The organism is Paenibacillus sp. FSL R10-2778 (assembly GCF_038593035.1).
Classification (GTDB): Bacteria; Bacillota; Bacilli; order Paenibacillales; family Paenibacillaceae; genus Paenibacillus_AQ; species Paenibacillus_AQ odorifer.
This window is the reverse complement of the sequence record NZ_CP151956.1, coordinates 4,727,914-4,746,408: the sequence shown is the minus strand read 5'-3', so window position 1 is coordinate 4,746,408 and position 18,495 is coordinate 4,727,914. Positions and strand designations below refer to the sequence as shown.

At 46.1% G+C, this 18,495-nt stretch carries 23 protein-coding genes; 22 read left to right on the top strand and 1 reads right to left on the bottom strand.

Translation table 11 applies throughout. The features are described from left to right. Window positions 1–150 precede the first annotated feature (150 nt). The 10 genes from NST40_RS21440 to NST40_RS21395 all read left to right on the top strand — a co-directional run bounded on the left by NST40_RS21440 (window position 151) and on the right by NST40_RS21395 (window position 7,724). The gene (locus tag NST40_RS21440) at window positions 151–597 is read left to right on the top strand and encodes a hypothetical protein (protein ID WP_051490909.1); all 447 of its coding nucleotides are present in this window, start codon (window positions 151–153) and stop codon (window positions 595–597) included. Window positions 598–775: 178 nt separating this feature from the next. Then, window positions 776–1,363, top strand: coding sequence for a histidine phosphatase family protein (locus NST40_RS21435; protein ID WP_036676257.1), 588 nt, complete (start codon window positions 776–778; stop codon window positions 1,361–1,363). An 89-nt stretch (window positions 1,364–1,452) separates the two neighbouring features. Next, a complete protein-coding gene (locus NST40_RS21430; protein WP_076101463.1) occupies window positions 1,453–2,538 on the top strand; it encodes a hypothetical protein in 1,086 nt (361 codons plus the stop codon). Window positions 2,539–2,773: 235 nt separating this feature from the next. Then, a complete protein-coding gene (locus NST40_RS21425; RefSeq protein WP_036676261.1) occupies window positions 2,774–2,953 on the top strand; it encodes an IDEAL domain-containing protein in 180 nt (59 codons plus the stop codon). A 184-nt stretch (window positions 2,954–3,137) separates the two neighbouring features. After that, a complete protein-coding gene (locus NST40_RS21420) occupies window positions 3,138–3,557 on the top strand; it encodes a DUF2487 family protein (RefSeq protein WP_076218400.1) in 420 nt (139 codons plus the stop codon). A 239-nt stretch (window positions 3,558–3,796) separates the two neighbouring features. Continuing rightward, window positions 3,797–4,351 (top strand): ubiquinol-cytochrome c reductase iron-sulfur subunit, encoded by a 555-nt coding sequence (locus tag NST40_RS21415; protein ID WP_076127525.1) that lies wholly within the window; start codon window positions 3,797–3,799, stop codon window positions 4,349–4,351. A 5-nt stretch (window positions 4,352–4,356) separates the two neighbouring features. Further along, window positions 4,357–5,028: a cytochrome b6 gene (locus NST40_RS21410; RefSeq protein WP_036676266.1), complete on the top strand. Its 672-nt coding sequence runs from the start codon at window positions 4,357–4,359 to the stop codon at window positions 5,026–5,028. A 26-nt stretch (window positions 5,029–5,054) separates the two neighbouring features. Beyond that, window positions 5,055–5,927, top strand: a complete 873-nt coding sequence (locus NST40_RS21405; RefSeq protein WP_076134674.1) for a menaquinol-cytochrome c reductase cytochrome b/c subunit — start codon at window positions 5,055–5,057, stop codon at window positions 5,925–5,927. 91 nt (window positions 5,928–6,018) lie between these two features. Then, window positions 6,019–6,666 (top strand): DUF1405 domain-containing protein, encoded by a 648-nt coding sequence (locus tag NST40_RS21400; protein WP_051490910.1) that lies wholly within the window; start codon window positions 6,019–6,021, stop codon window positions 6,664–6,666. Between the two features lie 155 nt (window positions 6,667–6,821). After that, the gene (locus NST40_RS21395) at window positions 6,822–7,724 is read left to right on the top strand and encodes a sporulation protein YpjB (RefSeq protein WP_076141307.1); all 903 of its coding nucleotides are present in this window, start codon (window positions 6,822–6,824) and stop codon (window positions 7,722–7,724) included. A gap of 60 nt (window positions 7,725–7,784) precedes the next feature. Here the strand turns inward: NST40_RS21395 and NST40_RS21390 are convergent, their stop codons facing one another. Beyond that, on the bottom strand, window positions 7,785–8,654 hold the full coding sequence (locus NST40_RS21390) for a YitT family protein (protein WP_076127532.1): 870 nt from the start codon (window positions 8,652–8,654) through the stop codon (window positions 7,785–7,787). 167 nt (window positions 8,655–8,821) lie between these two features. Here NST40_RS21390 and NST40_RS21385 point away from each other — a divergent pair, with 167 nt between their 5' ends. From NST40_RS21385 to NST40_RS21330, 12 genes are all read left to right on the top strand, one after another. After that, the gene (locus tag NST40_RS21385; protein ID WP_036676271.1) at window positions 8,822–9,151 is read left to right on the top strand and encodes a nucleotide pyrophosphohydrolase; all 330 of its coding nucleotides are present in this window, start codon (window positions 8,822–8,824) and stop codon (window positions 9,149–9,151) included. A gap of 59 nt (window positions 9,152–9,210) precedes the next feature. After that, a complete protein-coding gene (locus NST40_RS21380) occupies window positions 9,211–9,732 on the top strand; it encodes a tetratricopeptide repeat protein (RefSeq protein WP_342409989.1) in 522 nt (173 codons plus the stop codon). Between the two features lie 34 nt (window positions 9,733–9,766). Then, a complete protein-coding gene (gene dapB, locus NST40_RS21375) occupies window positions 9,767–10,570 on the top strand; it encodes a 4-hydroxy-tetrahydrodipicolinate reductase (protein WP_036676273.1) in 804 nt (267 codons plus the stop codon). Between the two features lie 15 nt (window positions 10,571–10,585). Then, complete coding sequence (gene mgsA / locus NST40_RS21370) at window positions 10,586–11,008, top strand: methylglyoxal synthase (RefSeq protein WP_036676275.1); 423 nt, start codon at window positions 10,586–10,588, stop codon at window positions 11,006–11,008. Further along, window positions 11,005–11,697 (top strand): bacillithiol biosynthesis deacetylase BshB1, encoded by a 693-nt coding sequence (gene bshB1 / locus NST40_RS21365; RefSeq protein WP_076127533.1) that lies wholly within the window; start codon window positions 11,005–11,007, stop codon window positions 11,695–11,697. Before mgsA ends, bshB1 begins: the two co-directional genes overlap by 4 nt. Window positions 11,698–11,928: 231 nt before the next feature. After that, a complete protein-coding gene (gene bshA, locus NST40_RS21360) occupies window positions 11,929–13,089 on the top strand; it encodes an N-acetyl-alpha-D-glucosaminyl L-malate synthase BshA (protein WP_036676278.1) in 1,161 nt (386 codons plus the stop codon). A 10-nt stretch (window positions 13,090–13,099) separates the two neighbouring features. Then, entirely contained in the window at window positions 13,100–14,449 is a 1,350-nt protein-coding gene (locus NST40_RS21355; protein WP_341003271.1) for a CCA tRNA nucleotidyltransferase, read from the top strand. Continuing rightward, complete coding sequence (locus NST40_RS21350; RefSeq protein WP_076127538.1) at window positions 14,439–15,239, top strand: biotin--[acetyl-CoA-carboxylase] ligase; 801 nt, start codon at window positions 14,439–14,441, stop codon at window positions 15,237–15,239. The genes NST40_RS21355 and NST40_RS21350 overlap by 11 nt, the downstream gene beginning before the upstream one ends. 336 nt (window positions 15,240–15,575) lie before the next feature. Further along, the gene (panB, locus tag NST40_RS21345) at window positions 15,576–16,442 is read left to right on the top strand and encodes a 3-methyl-2-oxobutanoate hydroxymethyltransferase (protein WP_342409988.1); all 867 of its coding nucleotides are present in this window, start codon (window positions 15,576–15,578) and stop codon (window positions 16,440–16,442) included. Further along, complete coding sequence (panC, locus tag NST40_RS21340; RefSeq protein ID WP_076218403.1) at window positions 16,443–17,333, top strand: pantoate--beta-alanine ligase; 891 nt, start codon at window positions 16,443–16,445, stop codon at window positions 17,331–17,333. It abuts the gene before it with no gap. Beyond that, window positions 17,326–17,709 (top strand): aspartate 1-decarboxylase, encoded by a 384-nt coding sequence (gene panD / locus NST40_RS21335; RefSeq protein ID WP_036676288.1) that lies wholly within the window; start codon window positions 17,326–17,328, stop codon window positions 17,707–17,709. Before panC ends, panD begins: the two co-directional genes overlap by 8 nt. Before the next feature lie 110 nt (window positions 17,710–17,819). Beyond that, window positions 17,820–18,461 (top strand): hypothetical protein, encoded by a 642-nt coding sequence (locus NST40_RS21330; RefSeq protein ID WP_076127543.1) that lies wholly within the window; start codon window positions 17,820–17,822, stop codon window positions 18,459–18,461. Window positions 18,462–18,495 lie beyond the last annotated feature (34 nt).

Genomic DNA, 18,495 nt, shown 5'->3' with positions numbered 1-18,495 from the left:
CGAATGAATTGCAGGGAAGCGCAAGAATGTATTCCGCTCTTGTGGGACGCTCCCCCCACACATCCTAGGCGGATTTTACTTGAAAGACATATTGAAACTTGTCCTTACTGCGCTGCAGAATGGGCTCTATGGCAAGAGAGCAGCCTGCTTATGCAAGATTTGAGGGAAGAGATCAGTGAAGAGCGTGCTGAAGCCATAAATGTTAAAGTCATGGAGCGGATTTATTTAGAGAGTCCATGGTTGATGCCCGGTGACGGGAAATCTGCTGGAACCTCTGCTATTGTTCGCCATCGGCTTAGCTTATGGATCGCATGCTTCTTGGCAATATTTCTGTCCAGCGTTCTTTATTTTACGATGTTCAGAACTCCAGGTGATGCAGTTGTTGCTCAGAGTGGAATTGTGGAGACAGGTGTCGCTGGATCCTCGATGGAATGGCAATCAACGTATCCAATTTTGGGCTCTGAAGGTGGGATCATTGAACCCCTTGTAGTAAGTATGGGACCCACTCATCCTCAATACTGGATGATGTTATCAATGTTAGGTGTAGGCTTTGCAGTATTTTCATTAACTAGGCTGAATCGTTATCGCCGATCATAGAGGGTTATTAGACGTATGTCTTTGCTTCCGTTGTTTATAATATTCAGAATATTGAATGAGTCCCTTTACTTAATGTAATGAGGGGCTTTTTGCATTGTAAAACTCATAAAAAGAAGACTTTTTATTTCATCCATGTTACATTAAGAGACAAATACTTTGCTGAAAAGGGGGAGGCAACATGCTAATCGGCTTGATACGCCATGGATTGACGGACTGGAACGCGATAGGGAAAATACAGGGACAAAGTGATATTCCACTTAATGATGAAGGACGGATGCAAGCTGCAATGCTTGCTGACCGCTTATTACAGGAACCGTACAGCTGGGACTACTGCGTTACTAGTAATCTTTCCCGCGCTGCTGAGACCGGTAAGATTATTGCTGACAAGTTAGGGATTCCGCTATTAGAACCTGATCAGCGTATCCGGGAACGTGCTTATGGGCAGGTAGAAGGGCTTACTGCCGCAGAACGTGAAGAGAAGTGGGGGAAGGAATGGAGCCAGCTCTCCCTCGGTCAAGAAACCGACGAACAGCTTCAGGCTCGGGCTCTTGCTTTTATGGAAGATATTTCTGCACTGCATCCCAATCGGAATATACTCGTCATATCCCATGGAGGATTTCTTGCTCAGCTGTATACTGCTCTTTACAAGGATAAGTATTCTGAACGAATTGGCAATCTATCCTTGACGATTCTGGAGAAGAAAGAGCGGGAATGGAACCCTATTTTATATAATTGTACTCGCCATATCCTGCAAAATCAGCATTAACCCGGGCTTCGGGTTATTTTTTTTGCAATAAAGGGAATAAAATAGGCAGTATTCCCCATAATGGTAGTAAAACGGTGAGGCGATAAAACATGAATCTGGCGGATATGCTTACTTATGCAGATATTGGACAGCTGACCGCCATAGCGGGCCGCTACCGGTGTGAATGCAAACAGAATTCCAAACACGACTTGATCCAAAGTATTTTGATTATGCTTGGAAGCAGAAGTTTTATGGAGTCTCATATCCGGGAATGCGCTCCGGAGGATTTAAGGTTTTTGAATACATTGCTTTTTGATGAACGCACCTACTTTAGTCTTGAGGATTTGTTGGCTGTGGCAAGGCAAGCGTCTTTTGATGCACCTGAAGGAAAAACTGGAGGTTTCCGGGAGATGGTCTCTCGCTTCAAGAGTGGAGGCTGGCTCTTTAGTGGTTCCTCACAGCAGACCAGATATTTGTACCAGGTACCCAAAGATTTAAAAGAGCGTTTTCGGGAGACGATGAGTGCGCATATCAAAGAGAGCATCGCAACTAGCCCTGAACCTGTGATGTATCGCAGTGAAGGAGAATTAATGATCAGTGATCTGGTAATGCTGCTGAGATATATTAAGGACAATGAGCCAGAACTGAATCAGGAAGGGGCAATGTATAGGCGTTATCAGCAAGGTGTGATGAACGCGCTTCATATTCCGGAGGAGCTTCTTAGCAAAGGCGGTTGGAGGTTTGGTTATGGGAGAGCTTGTGAGCATTATCCTCCAAGATTTGCGCTTTTGTATGACTATATTCGTCACCGCCGCTGGATCTCTGAGGAAGGCTTCCGGCTAAGGCTTACTGCGACCGGTGAGGCTGTGTTAAACGATGGAAAATGTGATTCGTTGATGCAGATATTCTCTTTTTGGTTAAGACTATATAAAGGGGCTGTGCCAAATCTACCTTCACTTGTGTATTGGATAAGCATCAGCGCCGGTAATTGGGTGACAGTACCTTCTTTAGTAGATGGTGTGGGGTGGCTAATTAAACCGTTTTATTATGACAGTGCTGCTTCTATTCTAGAGCAACGTATAATACGGATGATGGTGCACCTAGGCATGCTTAAACTGGGCGAGACTTCTGGTGGACTCGCTGTTATGATGACACCATGGGGGATAGAGACAGCCGTGCCTAAGTATCTTCGGTAGGTGCGCGTGCAAATGCTTATGGGGATTACATATGCAGAAGTAGGAATCCGTTATTGTTGCTGATGGGTACAATAGAGGAAGTGTTTAGCGGAATGGGCGAATATGTAGAACGAAGACAGGATTGATGAATATGCTTTAGTAGGTGCCGATTCTCTTGAAACCGAAAACATAATCATCTTGATGAATATCAAATAACAAGAAAAAAAGGATCTCTTAAACAGCGGAGGTGTATCGAATGGACAAAATGAAGGCTACGTATGAAGTGATGCTAGGACTTGCGGCAGAAATGGTGTGGGATGAAGCGCTGCGAAAGCGTCGCTCCGACATCTTGCACCGTGAGATTGACACGGCGCTGGCTACCGGAGATGAGATGGCTTTCCGAAATCTTACTGAGGAACTTAAAAGTTTGGCATAAAGAAATGCGCTTAGCGCATTTCTTTTTTTGCTTATAATCTACTCAATTTGCTTAATCGGACGAAAATATAAAATCTAAATCTGGACGTTCCTCCTCCTCCTTCAATATAATGGGTTCTATAACTTCAGGAAGCTTTGCGAAAGAACGGAAAAATTAACAATTATACATAGGGAGATGAATGGGAATGAAATTCAGCGATTTTGAAGTGGGCACTTGGGAAGAAAATCAAAAATTCTATGATACATGTCTCATACCTTTTACAGGATTAAGTGGACTGGAGAGTCCTCCTGAGACCGTTCAGGCACTCGAAAGATTACGTAATTTCATGGATATGGTGGAAATACCGTTCAAGGGGCGGATCGTGACTTACCCAGCCATTCAGTACGCTGGAGAGGGCTATGTGAATTTAATTAATGAGATTTGCCAAAAAGTCAAATCCAGTGGTTTCCAGCATGTAGTGGTGTTGACAGCGGATGTACCTCTCCAAGAAGGCCAAATCTATGAAAGCGATTTAGTTCTCTCTCTGCCTATCATTGAGGCTTCTCATGAAGGGAAGAATGACAGTGAAATTAGGATGAAAATTCAAGACATGTGGCGGAGATGAACTCCTTATAAATGTGACAGAAAATCAACAATTATAGGTTGAAATCGCTTTTTAGCCTGTCACAAATTAGACAATATTCTTGACGGGTTTTGGAGCCTAAGCTATTATTAGGTTGAATCCAAATGGTATGTGATGTATTTCATTGAAAAGATTTGAAAACGGATTATTTATATTGAGACATCTCTGATCGGACACCACAGATACTTTCTTATATCTTGAGAAGGGGGTTATATAACAGTATGAGCAGCCATAATGAACAACAGGAGACATGGCCTGAACAACCACCCAGCCGTAAAGAGATGTCGCGCAGGCAATTTTTGACCTACACGCTTGGTGGCGCCACTGCTTTTATGGGGGCGGGTACAATTCTCCCCATGGTCCGTTTTGTCGTGGATCCGATATTACATAAGAAGGGTGCTGGAGATTTTATCAAGGTTGCTGAGATAAGCAAAATCACCGAAGAGCCCCAGGAATTTACTTTTGAATTGAAACAGAAGGACGGATGGTACGACAGTACAGCGACACTCACTGCGTGGATCCGGAAAGACGCGAAGGGTGATATTTATGCGCTTTCACCGATCTGTAAACATTTGGGATGTACGGTCGGGTGGAACAACGATAAAGCTCATCCGGACGAATATCACTGCCCATGCCATGGTGCACGTTATACAAAGCTTGGCAAAAATCTCGAAGTTGCTCCTAAGCCGCTTGACCAGTATAAAACGAAATTCGATAACGGGTGGGTGCTTTTGGGAGACATTGTGCCAAATACAGTAGCTCGTGAGGAGGCGTAGTTCTGATGTTTAAAAATGTCTATAACTGGATTGACGAACGTCTGGATGTTACGCCGATTTGGAGAGACGTGGCCGATCACGAGGTTCCTGAGCATGTTAATCCGGCCCATCATTTCTCTGCGTTCGTGTATTGCTTTGGCGGACTGACCTTTTTTATTACAGTCATTCAGATTTTATCAGGTATGTTCTTAACGATGTATTATGTTCCGGACATTATTAATGCTTATGCTAGTGTTGAGTATTTGCAGACAAGTGTTGCATTTGGACAGATTGTCCGCGGGATGCATCACTGGGGCGCAAGTCTAGTAATTGTTATGATGTTCCTTCATACAATGCGTGTCTTCTTTACAGGCTCTTACAAAGCGCCGCGCGAGATGAACTGGGTAGTTGGAATGCTGATTTTCTTCGTAATGTTGGGACTTGGTTTAACAGGTTACTTGTTGCCTTGGGATAATAAAGCTTATTTCGCAACAAAGGTAACTCTTGAAATAGCCAATTCTGTTCCAGTGATGGGGCCGGTGCTGAAGGAACTGATGCAAGGTGGAACGATTGTTGGTGCCGAAACCTTAACTCGTTTTTTCGCACTACATGTATTCTTCCTCCCAGCGGTGCTTCTTAGTCTGCTCGTAGGACACTTTATTATGATCCGCAGACAAGGGATTTCCGGACCGTTGTAAGTTAATCTGAGAGAGGAGGAATACGGATGGCGCATGGAAACAATTCTAAGGAAAAGGTTGTATATGTCGGTGATTCCAGAGTTCGCAGAGGGAACGGATTTATCACACCTCCGGACTACACGGCTTACCCCGGCAAATCGGAAGCCTTTATCCCTAACTTTCTACTGAAGGAATGGATGGTCGGAGTCGTTGTACTTGTAGGAATATTAGTCCTTACTATTTCAGAGCCAGCTCCGCTAGGGTTTCCAGCAAATGCTAGTGCTACGGTTATCCCGATTCCTGACTGGTATTTCTTGTTCCTCTATCAGTATTTGAAGCTCCCATATGCTTCAGGTGATTATATCGTTCTGGGTACACTAGGAGTTACTGGTGTGGCTTTTGGTTCACTTCTGTTGGCTCCCTTTCTGGATACGGGTAGAGAGCGTCGCTTTTACCGTAGACCGATTGCTTCATCTTTAATGTTCTTGTCGCTTGCAGCAATTGTTTATTTGACCAATACTGCCTGGACTGAATACAAACATGAAATGGCTGAAACGGGTCAGATTCCTGAAGATGTTCAACGGGAAGAAAAGGCGGCGGAGAACAGGGCTAAGGGTCTGCCGACCTCCAGTGCCGTTAAGCCAAAAGAAGTAGCGATTGTGGACAAGGATGATCCTGCTATGGGGCTCTTCAAGCAAGCCACTTGTATCTCCTGTCACGCAGCAGATTTGAAAGGGGCGGGCGGTCCTTCACTTCGTGGAGTTGGAGACACCCATGACAAAGAAGCAATCCTTACTATTATAAAAGAGGGTCAAGGGCAGATGCCAAAAATGTACGATACCGCTTTGGGAGCAGGTCTATCAGAAGCGGATATTGATACCTTGGCCGGCTGGCTTGCCAAACAAAAAAGCGAACAGTAAAATAATGATAACGCAACCTGATCGTGCATGCGGTCAGGTTTTTGTATGTCTAAATGCGAAGTGCCATTACTTGGGGAGGTTAATAATCTGTATGCCAGTTCATTGGTTTAACAAACTGTTTAAGAACCGGGGAATTATCTGGTTGTTATTTATCGTAAATTTCCTGGGTACAATTTATGGTTACATATGGTATGGCAATCAACTGGAGTTCACTGCGGCTAATTATCCACACTGGCTGCTTCCATTTGTTCCGGATAGCCCAACCGCAAGTTTGTTTTTTACCTTGGCTCTGTTGCTGATGCTCTTCCCTCCAAAAAGCTACACAGGAAACAATGTAAGGGAACTTATTGAGGCTTTGGCGGTCGTTACGTCAGTGAAGTACGGGATATGGGCAGTGAGTATTATTTTTGCCGGGGGTTATCACGGTGATGTTTTGGTTTGGAAAGATTGGATGCTGGTAATCTCCCATACGGGGATGGCAGTTGAAGCATTGATTTATGCGAGGTTTTTTTCTTTCCGCAAAATGATTCCATTAGCCCTGCTTTGGACACTCGCCAACGATATGCTGGATTATTCTTACGGAATCTATCCGTGGTTACCTTCTGTTTTGAACGATTATGTTATACAGGTACAGTACTTTACAATGGCGCTTACGCTGCTTAGTGTTGCAGCTGCTTGGTTGTTTAGTAGAAGACAAAGACCGGTAGAGTCAATCTATCAGTTCAAGAATAGACGTTAGTAAGCAGTTCTATCCCTTGTCCCCCTGCCATACATTTAGAATTATAAGAAGTATAAGTTTTATACTATGCTTTATCCTTATAATTTTACGAGAAACGAATATCGTCTTTAAAAGACGACAACGTCGTTTCTTCTTAAGTAGGAGGGGGATGTCTCATGCTCCGCGGGAGATATTATGTAGTGGTTGTTCTAGTATTCTGCTGGCTGCTGTCCAGTATGGATGTTGTAAAGGCTTCAGCAGCGCTAGGGGATGCTGGTGAAGGGTCTGGCAAAGCTTCGAAGCAAAGCGCCGACGTTAGTTCGGGCAACGGTTTGGCAGTAATGAGCGGAAAGACCGGAGCGCAGCAGCTGGAACAAGCTGCTGAGGCATTGTATGGGTATGTTTTGGAAGGGGATGTAATGAAGGTCCGACAGGAGACCGAAGCGATCTCCAAGATCTTTGTGTCCTCATCCTTTGAAGGAATGACCTCTGTGGAGGGGATTAATGCATTGTCAGGGGTCATTATGGACCTGAAGGCTACCGTGGCAGGCGCGAAAATAAATCCACAGCAATGGGAAGCGGCAGCCGCCAAGCTACGTCTAGCTGCCAACAGTCTTAATCATCCGCGCCAGCCTATTTGGCTTCAGTACTACAAGCTGATTCGCGAGGATTTAAATGCGATGGAGCAAAGTGCGGTTGCAAATGATTTGGCGGGCTGGAAAACAGCTCTGGAAAGACTGCAGGGCAGGTATGATAACATCCGGCCGGCAGTGATTGTCTCCCGCCAGCCTGAAGTTGTGAATGCTTTTGATTCCTGGCTCTCATATGCGGCCGGCATTCCTTCGTCCTCACAAAAGGTTGAACGTGCCCGCCTGCTTGAAATTGTATCTTATGGTCAGGATGCGGTAAGAGTAATGTTCGGAAAAGAGAAGGATGAACCTGCTTTGTCCTTGCCGCTGGCATCGCAAGAATTTGGGATTTGGGGAGGGTTAGCCGCAAGCTTCATTATAGCTGCGTTAGCCTATGTAGCCTATCGCAAGTACCGTGGTCAGAATCAGAATTGGAAGCCGATTCCGTAGGGTGAAATTATAAACAGTAAAAAGGAGTGTGGGCTTGAAATGGCCTACACTCCTTTTTATTTAGGTTTCTCGAAAGCCTTCTCCATGTACGTCGTGTACATCGCTAATAATTACGAAGGCGCGTGGATCAACGGATTTGACCAGCAGACTTAGCCGGCGGATTTCTTGCCTTGAGACCACACAGTACACCATATATTTGGCTTGCTTGGAATAAGCACCAATGGCAGGGATGAGGGTTACACCACGGTCCATTTCGGCTGTAATCAGATCGGCAATTTGTGGTGCTTCATCACTGATAATTGTAAATGCCTTGGCAGCATAGGCGCCTTCTTGGATAAAATCTATCACTCGTGATGAGATAAAAACTGCGACGAGTGTGTAAAGTATTTTTTCTTTAGGAATGTAGAGGATGGAAGAGCCAATAATAATAATGTCGATGGCCAAAATAATCTGCCCCATGCTCCAGCCAAAATTCCGTCCCAGAATTCTTGCGACAATATCAACACCACCTGTTGTACCCCCAAACCGGAATACAAGCCCAAGCCCCGTTCCAAGCGTTACTCCTGCGTACAGTGCCGCAAGAATAAAGTCGTGTTCGGTACTGAAGGGGATAATCCATCCCGCAGTAATCATTCGTTCGAAAACCCACAGGAAAAAGGTCAACGCCCCGATCCCTACACCTGTATACACAATTTGCCGCCCGCCTAGGACTTTCCAGCCCAGCAGAAACAAAGGAAGGTTGATCAGCAGTGTGGATAAAAAGATGGGAATACTAAAGGCATAATTAAGGAGAAGTGTGATCCCGGTTACGCCGCCTTCCATCAACTGATTAGGAATGATGAAATACAGTAGCCCGAAGGCATATACTGCGGCTCCGAGCAAGATGGGAGCGACTGTCTTGCTGATTGTAATTACCTTTTTTGAATTCATGAAATCCCTCGTTAGGCCTTTTGTAGGCAGTTTTTCTTTTTCTATAATAAGTATACCTTTTCTTGCGTGTGTTAAAATATTCAAAAAAGATTGTCTTCAAAACGTCTTTACGATAACATAGGGGCAAACAGAAGGCAAGATATACAGAGGGGGAGAAGTTACATTTTATGGACAAAAGTCTTGGTGACATACAGCGTGAAGTAGACGCTTATATATCGCAGTTTAAGGAAGGGTACTTCAGTCCACTCTCTATGCTGGCCCGCATGTCCGAGGAAGTCGGAGAACTGGCTAGAGAAGTCAATCACGAGTTCGGCGAGAAGCCTAAAAAGTCTGATGAAGCTGAGAATTCCATTGAACTTGAACTGGGAGATATTCTGTTTATTACCGTTTGTTTTGCGAATTCTCTCGGGATAGACCTGACGGAAGCGCATAATAAGGTAATGCATAAATTTAATACCCGTGATGCGGGACGTTGGACACCGAAAGACACCGATTAGGCCTCTATAACATATGCTGTACCAAACCAACGGGATTTAGCCGTGAGGATGGTGTGTATATGGATCATAAGGATTATGTAAGAGAGGCCTACCGCTCGATATTGCGCAGTGACTTTGCCGAAGCTATTGTTTGCTTCGAGTCTGCAATTGCAGCAAGCCCTGCTGATGCCGAGGTTAGATATCGTTGTTCCATAACGTATGCCCGCAGTGGTATGCTAGATAAAGCTTTAGTTCATGCTCAGGCTGCTGTAAAGCTGGACACCAGCAAACCTGAGTATAGTCTGCATCTGCAGCATTTGCAGGCTATGATGCATGTACAAGAAGCCAAACGGTTGATAGAAGATGAAGATAACAAAACTCGCAACCCTTATCATCCGATTACACTGCTCAAAGAGGCTATTACCCTTGATCCATTATATGGGGATGCTTATGTATGGCTTGCTATCGCGCATAACCGAGTGAATGAACATTTACAGGCTATGACTGCCTTAAAAGAAGTGATTTCGTTACATCCGGATGATTCTGGCTTGCGGGAATTGATGAGAGACCTTCAGAAATCCATACAATCGTATATGCAATAACTATATAACTAGTGAGAGCGAGGATGGAAAAAATATGAATAACAAGATCAGGGTCGTTGTATCCGGCGCAGGCGGAAGAATGGGTAAAGAGGTTGTTAAACTTGTATTGCAGGACGAAGAGCTGGAGTTAGCAGCAGCAGTAGATCGTTCTTCAGGCGATATTGATGCAGGGCGTCTGGTAGGTCTGGAAGACTCAGGCGTTATTGTAACTTCTGATCTTGAGGCCGCCCTCGCGGGAAGCAACGGAGATGTCCTTGTCGATTTCACTACACCGCAGTCAGCGTATACGAATACAGCGCTAGCTATTAAGTATGGAGTGCGTCCGGTTATCGGTACAACCGGATTCACACCGGAGCAGATGGTGGAACTGGACAAGCAGTGTCAAGAACAGGGGATCGGCGGACTTATTGCTCCGAATTTCTCCATTGGAGCTATTCTATTGATGAAATTTGCGGCACAAGCTTCAAAGTACTTCCCGCATCTGGAAATTATAGAGTATCATGGTGACCAGAAACTGGATGCTCCATCCGGAACTGCGGTCAAAACTGCAGAAATGATTTCGGAAGTTCGTGAGGAACTTCGTCAAGGTAATCCTAAAGAGGAAGAAACCATTGAAGGTGCCCGTGGTGGTTACTATAACGGATTCCGGATACATAGTGTCCGTCTTCCTGGTGTGTTTGCTCAAGAAGAAGTAATTTTTGGTGGATTCGGACAATCCTTAAAGATTCGCCATGATTCTTATGAGCGTGCAGGATATATGCCAGGCGTTAAGATGGGTATTGAAAAGGTAATGGGATATACAGGCTTGATCTATGGATTCGAGCACTTTATAGAATAGACAGGAGAGAACACCATGTTAAAGATCGCATTTATTGCCCACGATCGTAAAAAAGATGAAATTGTAAATTTTGTATTAGCTTATGAACATGTATTTGAAGGTCATGAACTTTTTTCTACAGGGACTACTGGCCAACGGATTATGGATGTAACTAACTTAAAAATTCATCGTTACATGTCTGGTCCATTAGGTGGAGATCAGCAAATCGGTGCAATGGTAGCACAGGATGAACTGGATCTTATTATTTTCATGCGTGATCCTTTGATGGCGCAGCCACACGAACCTGATATTTCAGCTCTACTTCGTCTGTGTGACGTATACGGGATACCGGTAGCTACGAATATTGCCACAGCGGAAGTTCTTGTGAAGGCGATTGATCGTGGTGATTTTGCTTGGCGTGCACTGGTTCACAAATACAAACCGGGTGTTGATGAATGAAGCTGGACATTCTTGTATTTGGTGCGCATGCAGATGATGCGGAGATTGGTATGGCAGGAACCATTGCAAAACATACCGCTGCGGGACTTAAGGTGGGACTTTGCGATTTAACAGCCGCGGAAATGTCATCGAACGGTACAGTAGAACTTCGCAAGCAAGAAGCGCAGCAAGCTGCAGACCTTCTCGGAGCATCCGTGCGGACAAACCTGGGTCTGCCAGATAGAGGGCTTTTTATTACAGCAGAGCATGTGGCGGCTGTGACTGCTGAAATTCGCCGCTTTTCTCCTACGATAGTTTTTGCTCCTTATTGGGAGGATCGTCATCCCGATCATATCGCCTGTAGCAAGCTGGTGGAAGAGGCTGTTTTTAATGCCAAGCTACGTAAATATATGCCGGACAAGCCGGCAATTCCTGCTCCTCAGCTGTACTTCTATTTTATCAATGATTTAGGACGTACCGATCTTATTGTTGATGTTACTGAACAATATGGCTTGAAGGAGCAGGCATTGTCCTGCTATCGCTCCCAGTTCACCAAACCTCCGGGTGCGGATACTGTATCCACACCGTTAACGGAAGGCTACATTGAACGAGTCCGTTCGAGAGATATGCTGCTTGGCCAGCGCAGACTGATTCCTTATGCAGAAGGGTTTGCAACCAAGGTACCTCATACGGTGGAATTGTTTACTTAAGGAACGGATATAACGAAGTTTGTATGATAATATAATAAGCTGATTAAGATTGATCCAGGAGCGCTTGGAATTAATACGCCATTGCGCTCCTGAGAGCTTTTATTGAACAGCTTAGAGAAATGAAGTCCTGTGTGATTTTGAAAGAAACGGTGTTCGCTTTTTTGAAAGCGGCCGACAAACAATAGATGATTCATTACACGAATCAATACTGGAGAAGAAGGAGACAGGAAGATGGATCGTATGCTAAAAATAGGAATTACCTGTTATCCGTCTCTTGGCGGTTCAGGCGTAGTTGCGACTGAATTAGGTAAACTCTTGGCCGAGAAGGGTCATGAAGTTCATTTTATTACACATAGTATCCCGTTCCGGTTGGGAACGTTTCAGAAAAATATTTTTTACCATGAGGTAGAAGTAAACGATTATTATGTATTCCGCTATCCCCCGTACGATCTAGCGCTTGCTACGAAGATGGCTCAGGTTGCCAAAATGCAAAATCTGGATCTTCTCCATGTTCACTATGCAGTGCCTCACGCAGTGTGTGCTTTCCTTGCAAAGCAAATGCTAGGGAACGATATGAAGGTTGTAACCACTTTACATGGTACGGATATAACGGTGCTTGGTCAGGATGAATCGCTTAAAGATTTGATTCGTCTGGGGATTAATGAAAGTGATGCCGTTACAGCGGTCTCTCAGGATCTTATTAGAGAAACACGGGACGTACTCGATATTACCCGCGACATTGATCTTACTTATAACTTTGTGGATCACCGGGTCTATTATCCGCGTGATGTAACGGATCTGCGGGGAGATTTCGCAGCGCCTGATGAGAAGATTCTGATGCATATCAGTAACTTCCGTCCTGTAAAAAGAGTCAGTGATGTTGTTGACGTTTTTGCCAAAGTGAATCGTGAACTGCCTTCACGCCTGCTGCTTGTAGGTGAAGGTCCGGATCTTCCCAAAATTCAAGCCAAAATTAGCGAAATGGGTCTGGAAGATAAAGTTCGTTTTCTGGGAAGGCAGGATGAAATCGCTCAGGTGATCTCTTTAGCTGATCTGCTTCTGCTACCTTCCGAGAAGGAAAGCTTTGGTCTGGTTGCTCTGGAAGCAATGGCTTGTGGCGTACCGACGATTGGCTCGCAAACCGGAGGCATTCCTGAGCTTATAGAGCATGGAAAGACTGGATTCCTTGCCCCGATTGGCGATACAACGGCTATGGCTAAATATGCAGTTAAGCTCCTGTCGGATGAACGTATGGTGCAACAGTTCAGAGAAGCTTGTCTACAAACAGCCTGCAAAGATTTCTGTAAGGATTCGATAACGAAACAATATGAAGATATTTATTACCGGGTGCTGGGGCGCAAGGTACTTGGACTGGACCCAGTTCGGGGGTAAGGAGTCATATATGGAATGGACAATGGCACCTTCTGCGATGGCAATTGCAGCGGAGATTGTAATTGCCGAGTTAACCCAAAATGGTCACGAGGCTTATTGGGTTGGAGGATGTATTCGCGATGAGCTATTGGGTAGGCCAGTGCATGATATGGATATTACAACCTCAGCACTGCCGGAGGAAGTGATAGCTATCTTTGCGCGCAGTGTGCCAACAGGATTAGCTCATGGTACGGTCACCGTGATACAGGATGGTTGTGGGTTTGAAGTGACGACATACCGGACAGAGAGTGGTTATGTAGACCACCGTCGTCCTGAGCATGTTTTTTTCGTCAACGATGTGAAGGAGGATCTTCGTCGTCGTGATTTCACGATCAACGCGATTTGCTGTGGATTAAATGGGGAACTTATTGATCCTTTTGAGGGTGAGAAGGATCTACAGCTGCAGGTGATTCGCTGTGTAGGCGATGCGGAGGAGCGGTTTGACGAAGATGCGCTTCGTATGCTTCGCTGCATTCGTTTTGCATCGGTGCTGGATTTCTCCATCGCGAAGAACACGTGGAGGGGCCTGATGCGCCAGCGGGATAAGCTGGCGCATATTGCTGTGGAGCGTGTCCGCGCGGAGCTGGACCGCATCGTCGAGGGGCCGCATCTTCTGCGCGGCCTCGGCATGCTAACGCGCTGCGAGCTGCTGGCGCGCGGCAAAGCCCCGTTCCCCTGGACCGGAACCGATATGGCGGCTGCTGCCGCCTTAACGGCCGGGATCGGGGAACTGGAGAGCGCCCGCCTGCGGTGGGCGCTTCTCCTCCATGCCCTGAAGCAGTCGGCCCAAGAGGCCGATGTGCTGCTGCGGGCATGGACGTTCTCGGGGACGACGCGGAGCGGCGTCGTCCAGGTGCTGCGGGTCCGCGAAGTTTGGACCGCTGCGATAGAGGCCATGCCGCCGGGTACGGGCAGCATGGAAGGTCTGCGGCGGCAATGGATCGCCGCCGTGCTGGTCTTCGGCGTGGAAGCCGCCGAAGGGTGGCTCTCGCTGCTGGCGATCCTGCCAGCAGCCGCACCTGTACTTCCTACTGCGGCCTCTTCTGCCTTTTCCGTCGTGGAATCGACAGAGGCCTCAACAACACCTGCCGCTGTAAATGTACAAGCGGCAAGAGAATGGATCGCGCAAATGCCGCTAACCAGCCTTTCAGAGCTTGAGATTACAGGCAATGAGCTGGTGGAGGCTTTGGACAAACGTCCGGGACCATGGCTAGGCAAAATGTTAAATGGACTCCTGCAAGCGGTCGCTTCAGGTGATTTACCTAACGATAAACAATTATTACTGCTTGAAGCAAAAAGGATGGATAGACATGAGCGATGATAAAGCGCTGTCGCTAACTGAGCTGAAGCGAGAGACCTCCGCTTCGAATTGGGTAGGCGTCATTCAGTTGCTGGAATCTGTGGTGTCCACTCAAGAAGAAGCTAAGTTTTTAGCGGAAAACGGCGCGCCGGAAGGGACAACTGTCATCGCGGAAGAACAGACGGGCGCCCGAGGCCGAATGGGAAGAAAGTGGTTTTCTCCCCGTGGCAAGGGCATTTGGATGAGTATTGTGTTACGGCCCCAATTACCCTTGTCGGAGACTCCGCAGCTGACATTGCTGGCTGGGGTTGCCGTCTGTAAGGCAATTCGACGGGTAACAGGTGTAGATGCCGGCATCAAATGGCCGAATGATCTGCTCGCAGGCGGTCGTAAGATTTGTGGGATTTTACTGGAATCTTCTCTAAGAGAAGGGGAGCTTCATTATTGCATTGCTGGAATTGGCATTTCCGCGAACATGACAGAGGAAGATTATCCTGATCATCTGCAGGAGGTCGCGACTTCACTTCGGATTGAGCGGGGTGGTGCTCCAGTTGACCGTTCTGAGCTGGTAAAAGCGGTTTTGGACGAGCTGGAGATGCATTACAATTTGTACATGAAGCAAGGTTTTAAACCTATCAAAGAGCTCTGGGAGTCTATGTCAGTGACTTTGGGTCGCCAGATCGCACTGAATAGCCCTCAGGGGCGTTCTGAAGGTGTGGTAGTAGGTTTGGATGAAATAGGTGGTCTGCTGCTTAAAAACAGCTTGGGAGAGATCTCTAACGTATGCTCAGGTGAGATTGAACTTTTATAATATTTTTTATATGACAAGGGTATCATCCCTTGTCATATTTTTTTCGTGTAATTCCGAGCTTTTTTTGTTATACTATGGGTCGGAGGCGGTATCGTTTAACGAACTGTACTCTTGAACTGAAGAACTTTTTTATATTTTTATTATTGGAAATACCTTCATAACTGCGTTTGACGGTTACGTTGGATTCTGCTCTGAGCCGTAAGGACCGAGACAGAAGGGACGATCGCAAGTGACTCTTTTTTGCCCTTCGGACCTTTTTAGCAAATGATTGCTAAAAGGTTTTTTTGTTGCGATTTTTACGGGCAGGTTACTTAAAAAAGGAGGACGAAAAGAGAAATGGCAAACAAACAAGCGCTAAATATTGTAAAAATGAAAAAAATGAAAGCAGAAGGTGTGCCACTGAGCATGCTGACCGCTTATGATTATCCGTCTGCAGTTCTTGCAGAAGAAGCAGGTATCGACCTTATTTTGGTTGGTGACTCTCTTGGGAATGTAGTCCTTGGATACGATACAACTTTACCGGTAACGATTGAAGATATGGTGTACCATACCCGCTCGGTAACTCGAGGAGCACAAAGCACCTTTATCGTGGCGGATATGCCATTTATGACTTATCACGGAAGTGTAGATGAAACTCTGCGGGGAGTGCGCAGATTAATGCAGGAAGGGCGGGCTCATGCCGTCAAAATGGAAGGTGGACTCGAGATTTGTGAGACTGTAGCTACGGTGGTAGCTGCGGGAGTCCCTGTACTGGGACATATCGGGCTTACTCCGCAATCCGTGAATATGATTGGTGGCTACCGGATTCAAGGCAAAGATGCCAAAGATGCGCAACGCCTGATGGATGAAGCTAAGGCGCTTGAGGCCGCAGGTGCTTTTGCAATCGTTCTGGAGCTGGTAACGGAAGAAGTAGCCCAAGCGATCTCTGAAGCGCTTAGCATCCCAACCATTGGGATCGGTGCAGGCCGTTACTGTGATGGACAGGTATTGGTTTTCCATGATTTGCTGCGGTATGCCTCACCTTACCGTGAGAAACGTTTTGTCAAAACCTATGCGGATGTGGGTAATGTAATTCGTGAGGGCATCAGCCAATATGTGAAGGAAGTAAAGGAACGTTCCTTCCCAGATGAACGTCACGTTTTTAATGCAGATGAAACGGTTTTGGAATCTTTATATGGCGCTGCAAGAAAGGAAGGGAAATAAATGAGAGTCGTCAGAAGCATGGAGCAGCTGCGCGAAGCTTTGGAGTATATGAGACAAGGTGGGCACGCCCCGATTGGGTTCGTTCCTACGATGGGATACTTGCATGACGGACATGCCAGTCTGCTTCGCCGGGCTGGAGAAATGAGCAACACAGTGGTAATGAGCATTTTTGTGAATCCTTTGCAATTCGGGCCAAACGAGGATTATGATTCCTATCCGCGTGATGAGCGTCGTGATTTGGAACTCGCTGAACGTGAGGGAGTAGATATTGTATTTATCCCCAGTGTGGAAGAAATGTATCCGCAGCCTACTCGGACTACGGTCTCGGTATCGGAGCTTACTACCCGGCTTTGTGGGGCTTCCCGCCCTGGGCATTTTGATGGTGTAACCACAGTAGTTAATAAATTCTTCAATGTCGTACAGCCGGATTATGCTTTCTTTGGGCTGAAGGATGCTCAACAAGTTGCTGTGCTTCGTCGAATGGTGTCCGATCTTAATATGAATGTCGAAATTATTCCTTGTCCGATCGTTCGTGAAGGGGATGGACTTGCACTCAGCTCACGTAACGTATTCTTGTCTCCAGAGGAGCGTAGTCAGGCATTGGTGTTATCTCGTTCCTTACGTGAAGCGCGTCAGTCCATTGAAGAAGGAAAAGTAACAACCGTTGCTGAAGTGCGGGAATTGTTGACATCGGTTATTTCCAGCTCCCCTTTAGCGTTGATTGATTACGCGGAGATCTTAACATTCCCGGATCTTGAAGGATTAGAGGATGAAGCTCTTTTATCAGAAGTGGATGGGGAAATTATTATAGCGCTCGCCGTGAAGTTTGGCAGAACACGCTTGATTGATAATAATGTATTTATTCCAAAGGAGGTTGCTGCACTTGTTTAGACATATGATGAAATCCAAAATTCACCGCGCAACAGTAACGGAAGCGAATTTGAACTATGTGGGCAGTATTACCATTGATGAGAGCTTGATGGAAGCCGCGGACATTCTTGAGAATGAAAAAGTTCAAATTGTGGATAACAACAATGGTTCGCGACTGGAAACCTATGTAATCCCTGGACCGCGTGGAAGCGGAGTGATCTGTCTTAATGGTGCCGCAGCTCGTCTTGTTCAGCCGGGCGATACAGTAATTATCATTTCCTATGCGATGTTGTCCTCAGAAGAACTGGAGTCACATAAGCCAACGGTGGTATTCGTGGATGAGAATAACAAACCAGTGAAGCTGGCTGATCATGAATTGCATGCTACAATCGCATAATGTATGGACTTACGCCATGTAATGAATGGCAGGGATGAAAGACCTCGATCTCGCAGAAAATGAAGTCAGGCAAGCTGAACTGATTTCATCTTCAGTAAGGGGGATCGCCCATGTTTCAACATTTGTTTGCTGAAATGAACAAGGTGCTTCAGGAGATCGTAACAGATTACCCTACAGCGGAGGGTGCCCGCCGGAACGAGCTTTTATGCAATTATAATATGCTGCATAGACTGAGCGACAAAGTGATGGATGAATGGCTCGCTTTTGCTGAGAAGCTTAGTTCCTTTCGCGAAAGTGCGGATTTTACAGCAGTGGTCGAAGAGGAAGTGCCGGAACAGGAAGCACCAGAGCTGTGTATGGATTCCTTTGTAAGAGGTCAGGGGTATTATAAGCTGCTGATGTATGGAAAGTGTATTGATCAGTTTAAAGAAGTTATTGCGCAATACCCGGATAGCTTGGCTGCTCGATTATATTTAGCCATCTCTTATCTGCAGGAAGGTGACGGTGAGGCCGCTTGGAGTCATCTGAACCATATGCTGGGCTTGATACGGGAAACCAAGCTGAAAGCCATGGTTTATAATGCTTTAGGGTGCATACGAGCCTCACAGGAACGTTTCAATGAAGCGCAGGAATTGTTTGATCTTGCTTTGCAGCATGACCCTGCGCTTCCGGAACCAAACGTTAACTTAGAGGTATGCCGCCGTCGTGGAGGGAAGCTGCATTTTGGAAATCAGCTGGTTTCCCTTTTGTAAAAGAATAACGGTTTTGGAAATTTCCATTCAAGCG

Bases quoted from the DNA above. Each gene is read 5' to 3' on its own strand.
- NST40_RS21440 (WP_051490909.1), top strand. From the start codon at position 151: ATGCAAGATTTGAGGGAAGAGATCAGTGAAGAGCGTGCTGAAGCCATA.
- NST40_RS21435 (WP_036676257.1), top strand. From the start codon at position 776: ATGCTAATCGGCTTGATACGCCATGGATTGACGGACTGGAACGCGATA.
- NST40_RS21430 (WP_076101463.1), top strand. From the start codon at position 1,453: ATGAATCTGGCGGATATGCTTACTTATGCAGATATTGGACAGCTGACC.
- NST40_RS21425 (WP_036676261.1), top strand. From the start codon at position 2,774: ATGGACAAAATGAAGGCTACGTATGAAGTGATGCTAGGACTTGCGGCA.
- NST40_RS21420 (WP_076218400.1), top strand. From the start codon at position 3,138: ATGAAATTCAGCGATTTTGAAGTGGGCACTTGGGAAGAAAATCAAAAA.
- NST40_RS21415 (WP_076127525.1), top strand. From the start codon at position 3,797: ATGAGCAGCCATAATGAACAACAGGAGACATGGCCTGAACAACCACCC.
- NST40_RS21410 (WP_036676266.1), top strand. From the start codon at position 4,357: ATGTTTAAAAATGTCTATAACTGGATTGACGAACGTCTGGATGTTACG.
- NST40_RS21405 (WP_076134674.1), top strand. From the start codon at position 5,055: ATGGCGCATGGAAACAATTCTAAGGAAAAGGTTGTATATGTCGGTGAT.
- NST40_RS21400 (WP_051490910.1), top strand. From the start codon at position 6,019: ATGCCAGTTCATTGGTTTAACAAACTGTTTAAGAACCGGGGAATTATC.
- NST40_RS21395 (WP_076141307.1), top strand. From the start codon at position 6,822: ATGCTCCGCGGGAGATATTATGTAGTGGTTGTTCTAGTATTCTGCTGG.
- NST40_RS21390 (WP_076127532.1), bottom strand. From the start codon at position 8,654: ATGAATTCAAAAAAGGTAATTACAATCAGCAAGACAGTCGCTCCCATC.
- NST40_RS21385 (WP_036676271.1), top strand. From the start codon at position 8,822: ATGGACAAAAGTCTTGGTGACATACAGCGTGAAGTAGACGCTTATATA.
- NST40_RS21380 (WP_342409989.1), top strand. From the start codon at position 9,211: ATGGATCATAAGGATTATGTAAGAGAGGCCTACCGCTCGATATTGCGC.
- dapB (WP_036676273.1), top strand. From the start codon at position 9,767: ATGAATAACAAGATCAGGGTCGTTGTATCCGGCGCAGGCGGAAGAATG.
- mgsA (WP_036676275.1), top strand. From the start codon at position 10,586: ATGTTAAAGATCGCATTTATTGCCCACGATCGTAAAAAAGATGAAATT.
- bshB1 (WP_076127533.1), top strand. From the start codon at position 11,005: ATGAAGCTGGACATTCTTGTATTTGGTGCGCATGCAGATGATGCGGAG.
- bshA (WP_036676278.1), top strand. From the start codon at position 11,929: ATGGATCGTATGCTAAAAATAGGAATTACCTGTTATCCGTCTCTTGGC.
- NST40_RS21355 (WP_341003271.1), top strand. From the start codon at position 13,100: ATGGAATGGACAATGGCACCTTCTGCGATGGCAATTGCAGCGGAGATT.
- NST40_RS21350 (WP_076127538.1), top strand. From the start codon at position 14,439: ATGAGCGATGATAAAGCGCTGTCGCTAACTGAGCTGAAGCGAGAGACC.
- panB (WP_342409988.1), top strand. From the start codon at position 15,576: ATGGCAAACAAACAAGCGCTAAATATTGTAAAAATGAAAAAAATGAAA.
- panC (WP_076218403.1), top strand. From the start codon at position 16,443: ATGAGAGTCGTCAGAAGCATGGAGCAGCTGCGCGAAGCTTTGGAGTAT.
- NST40_RS21330 (WP_076127543.1), top strand. From the start codon at position 17,820: ATGTTTCAACATTTGTTTGCTGAAATGAACAAGGTGCTTCAGGAGATC.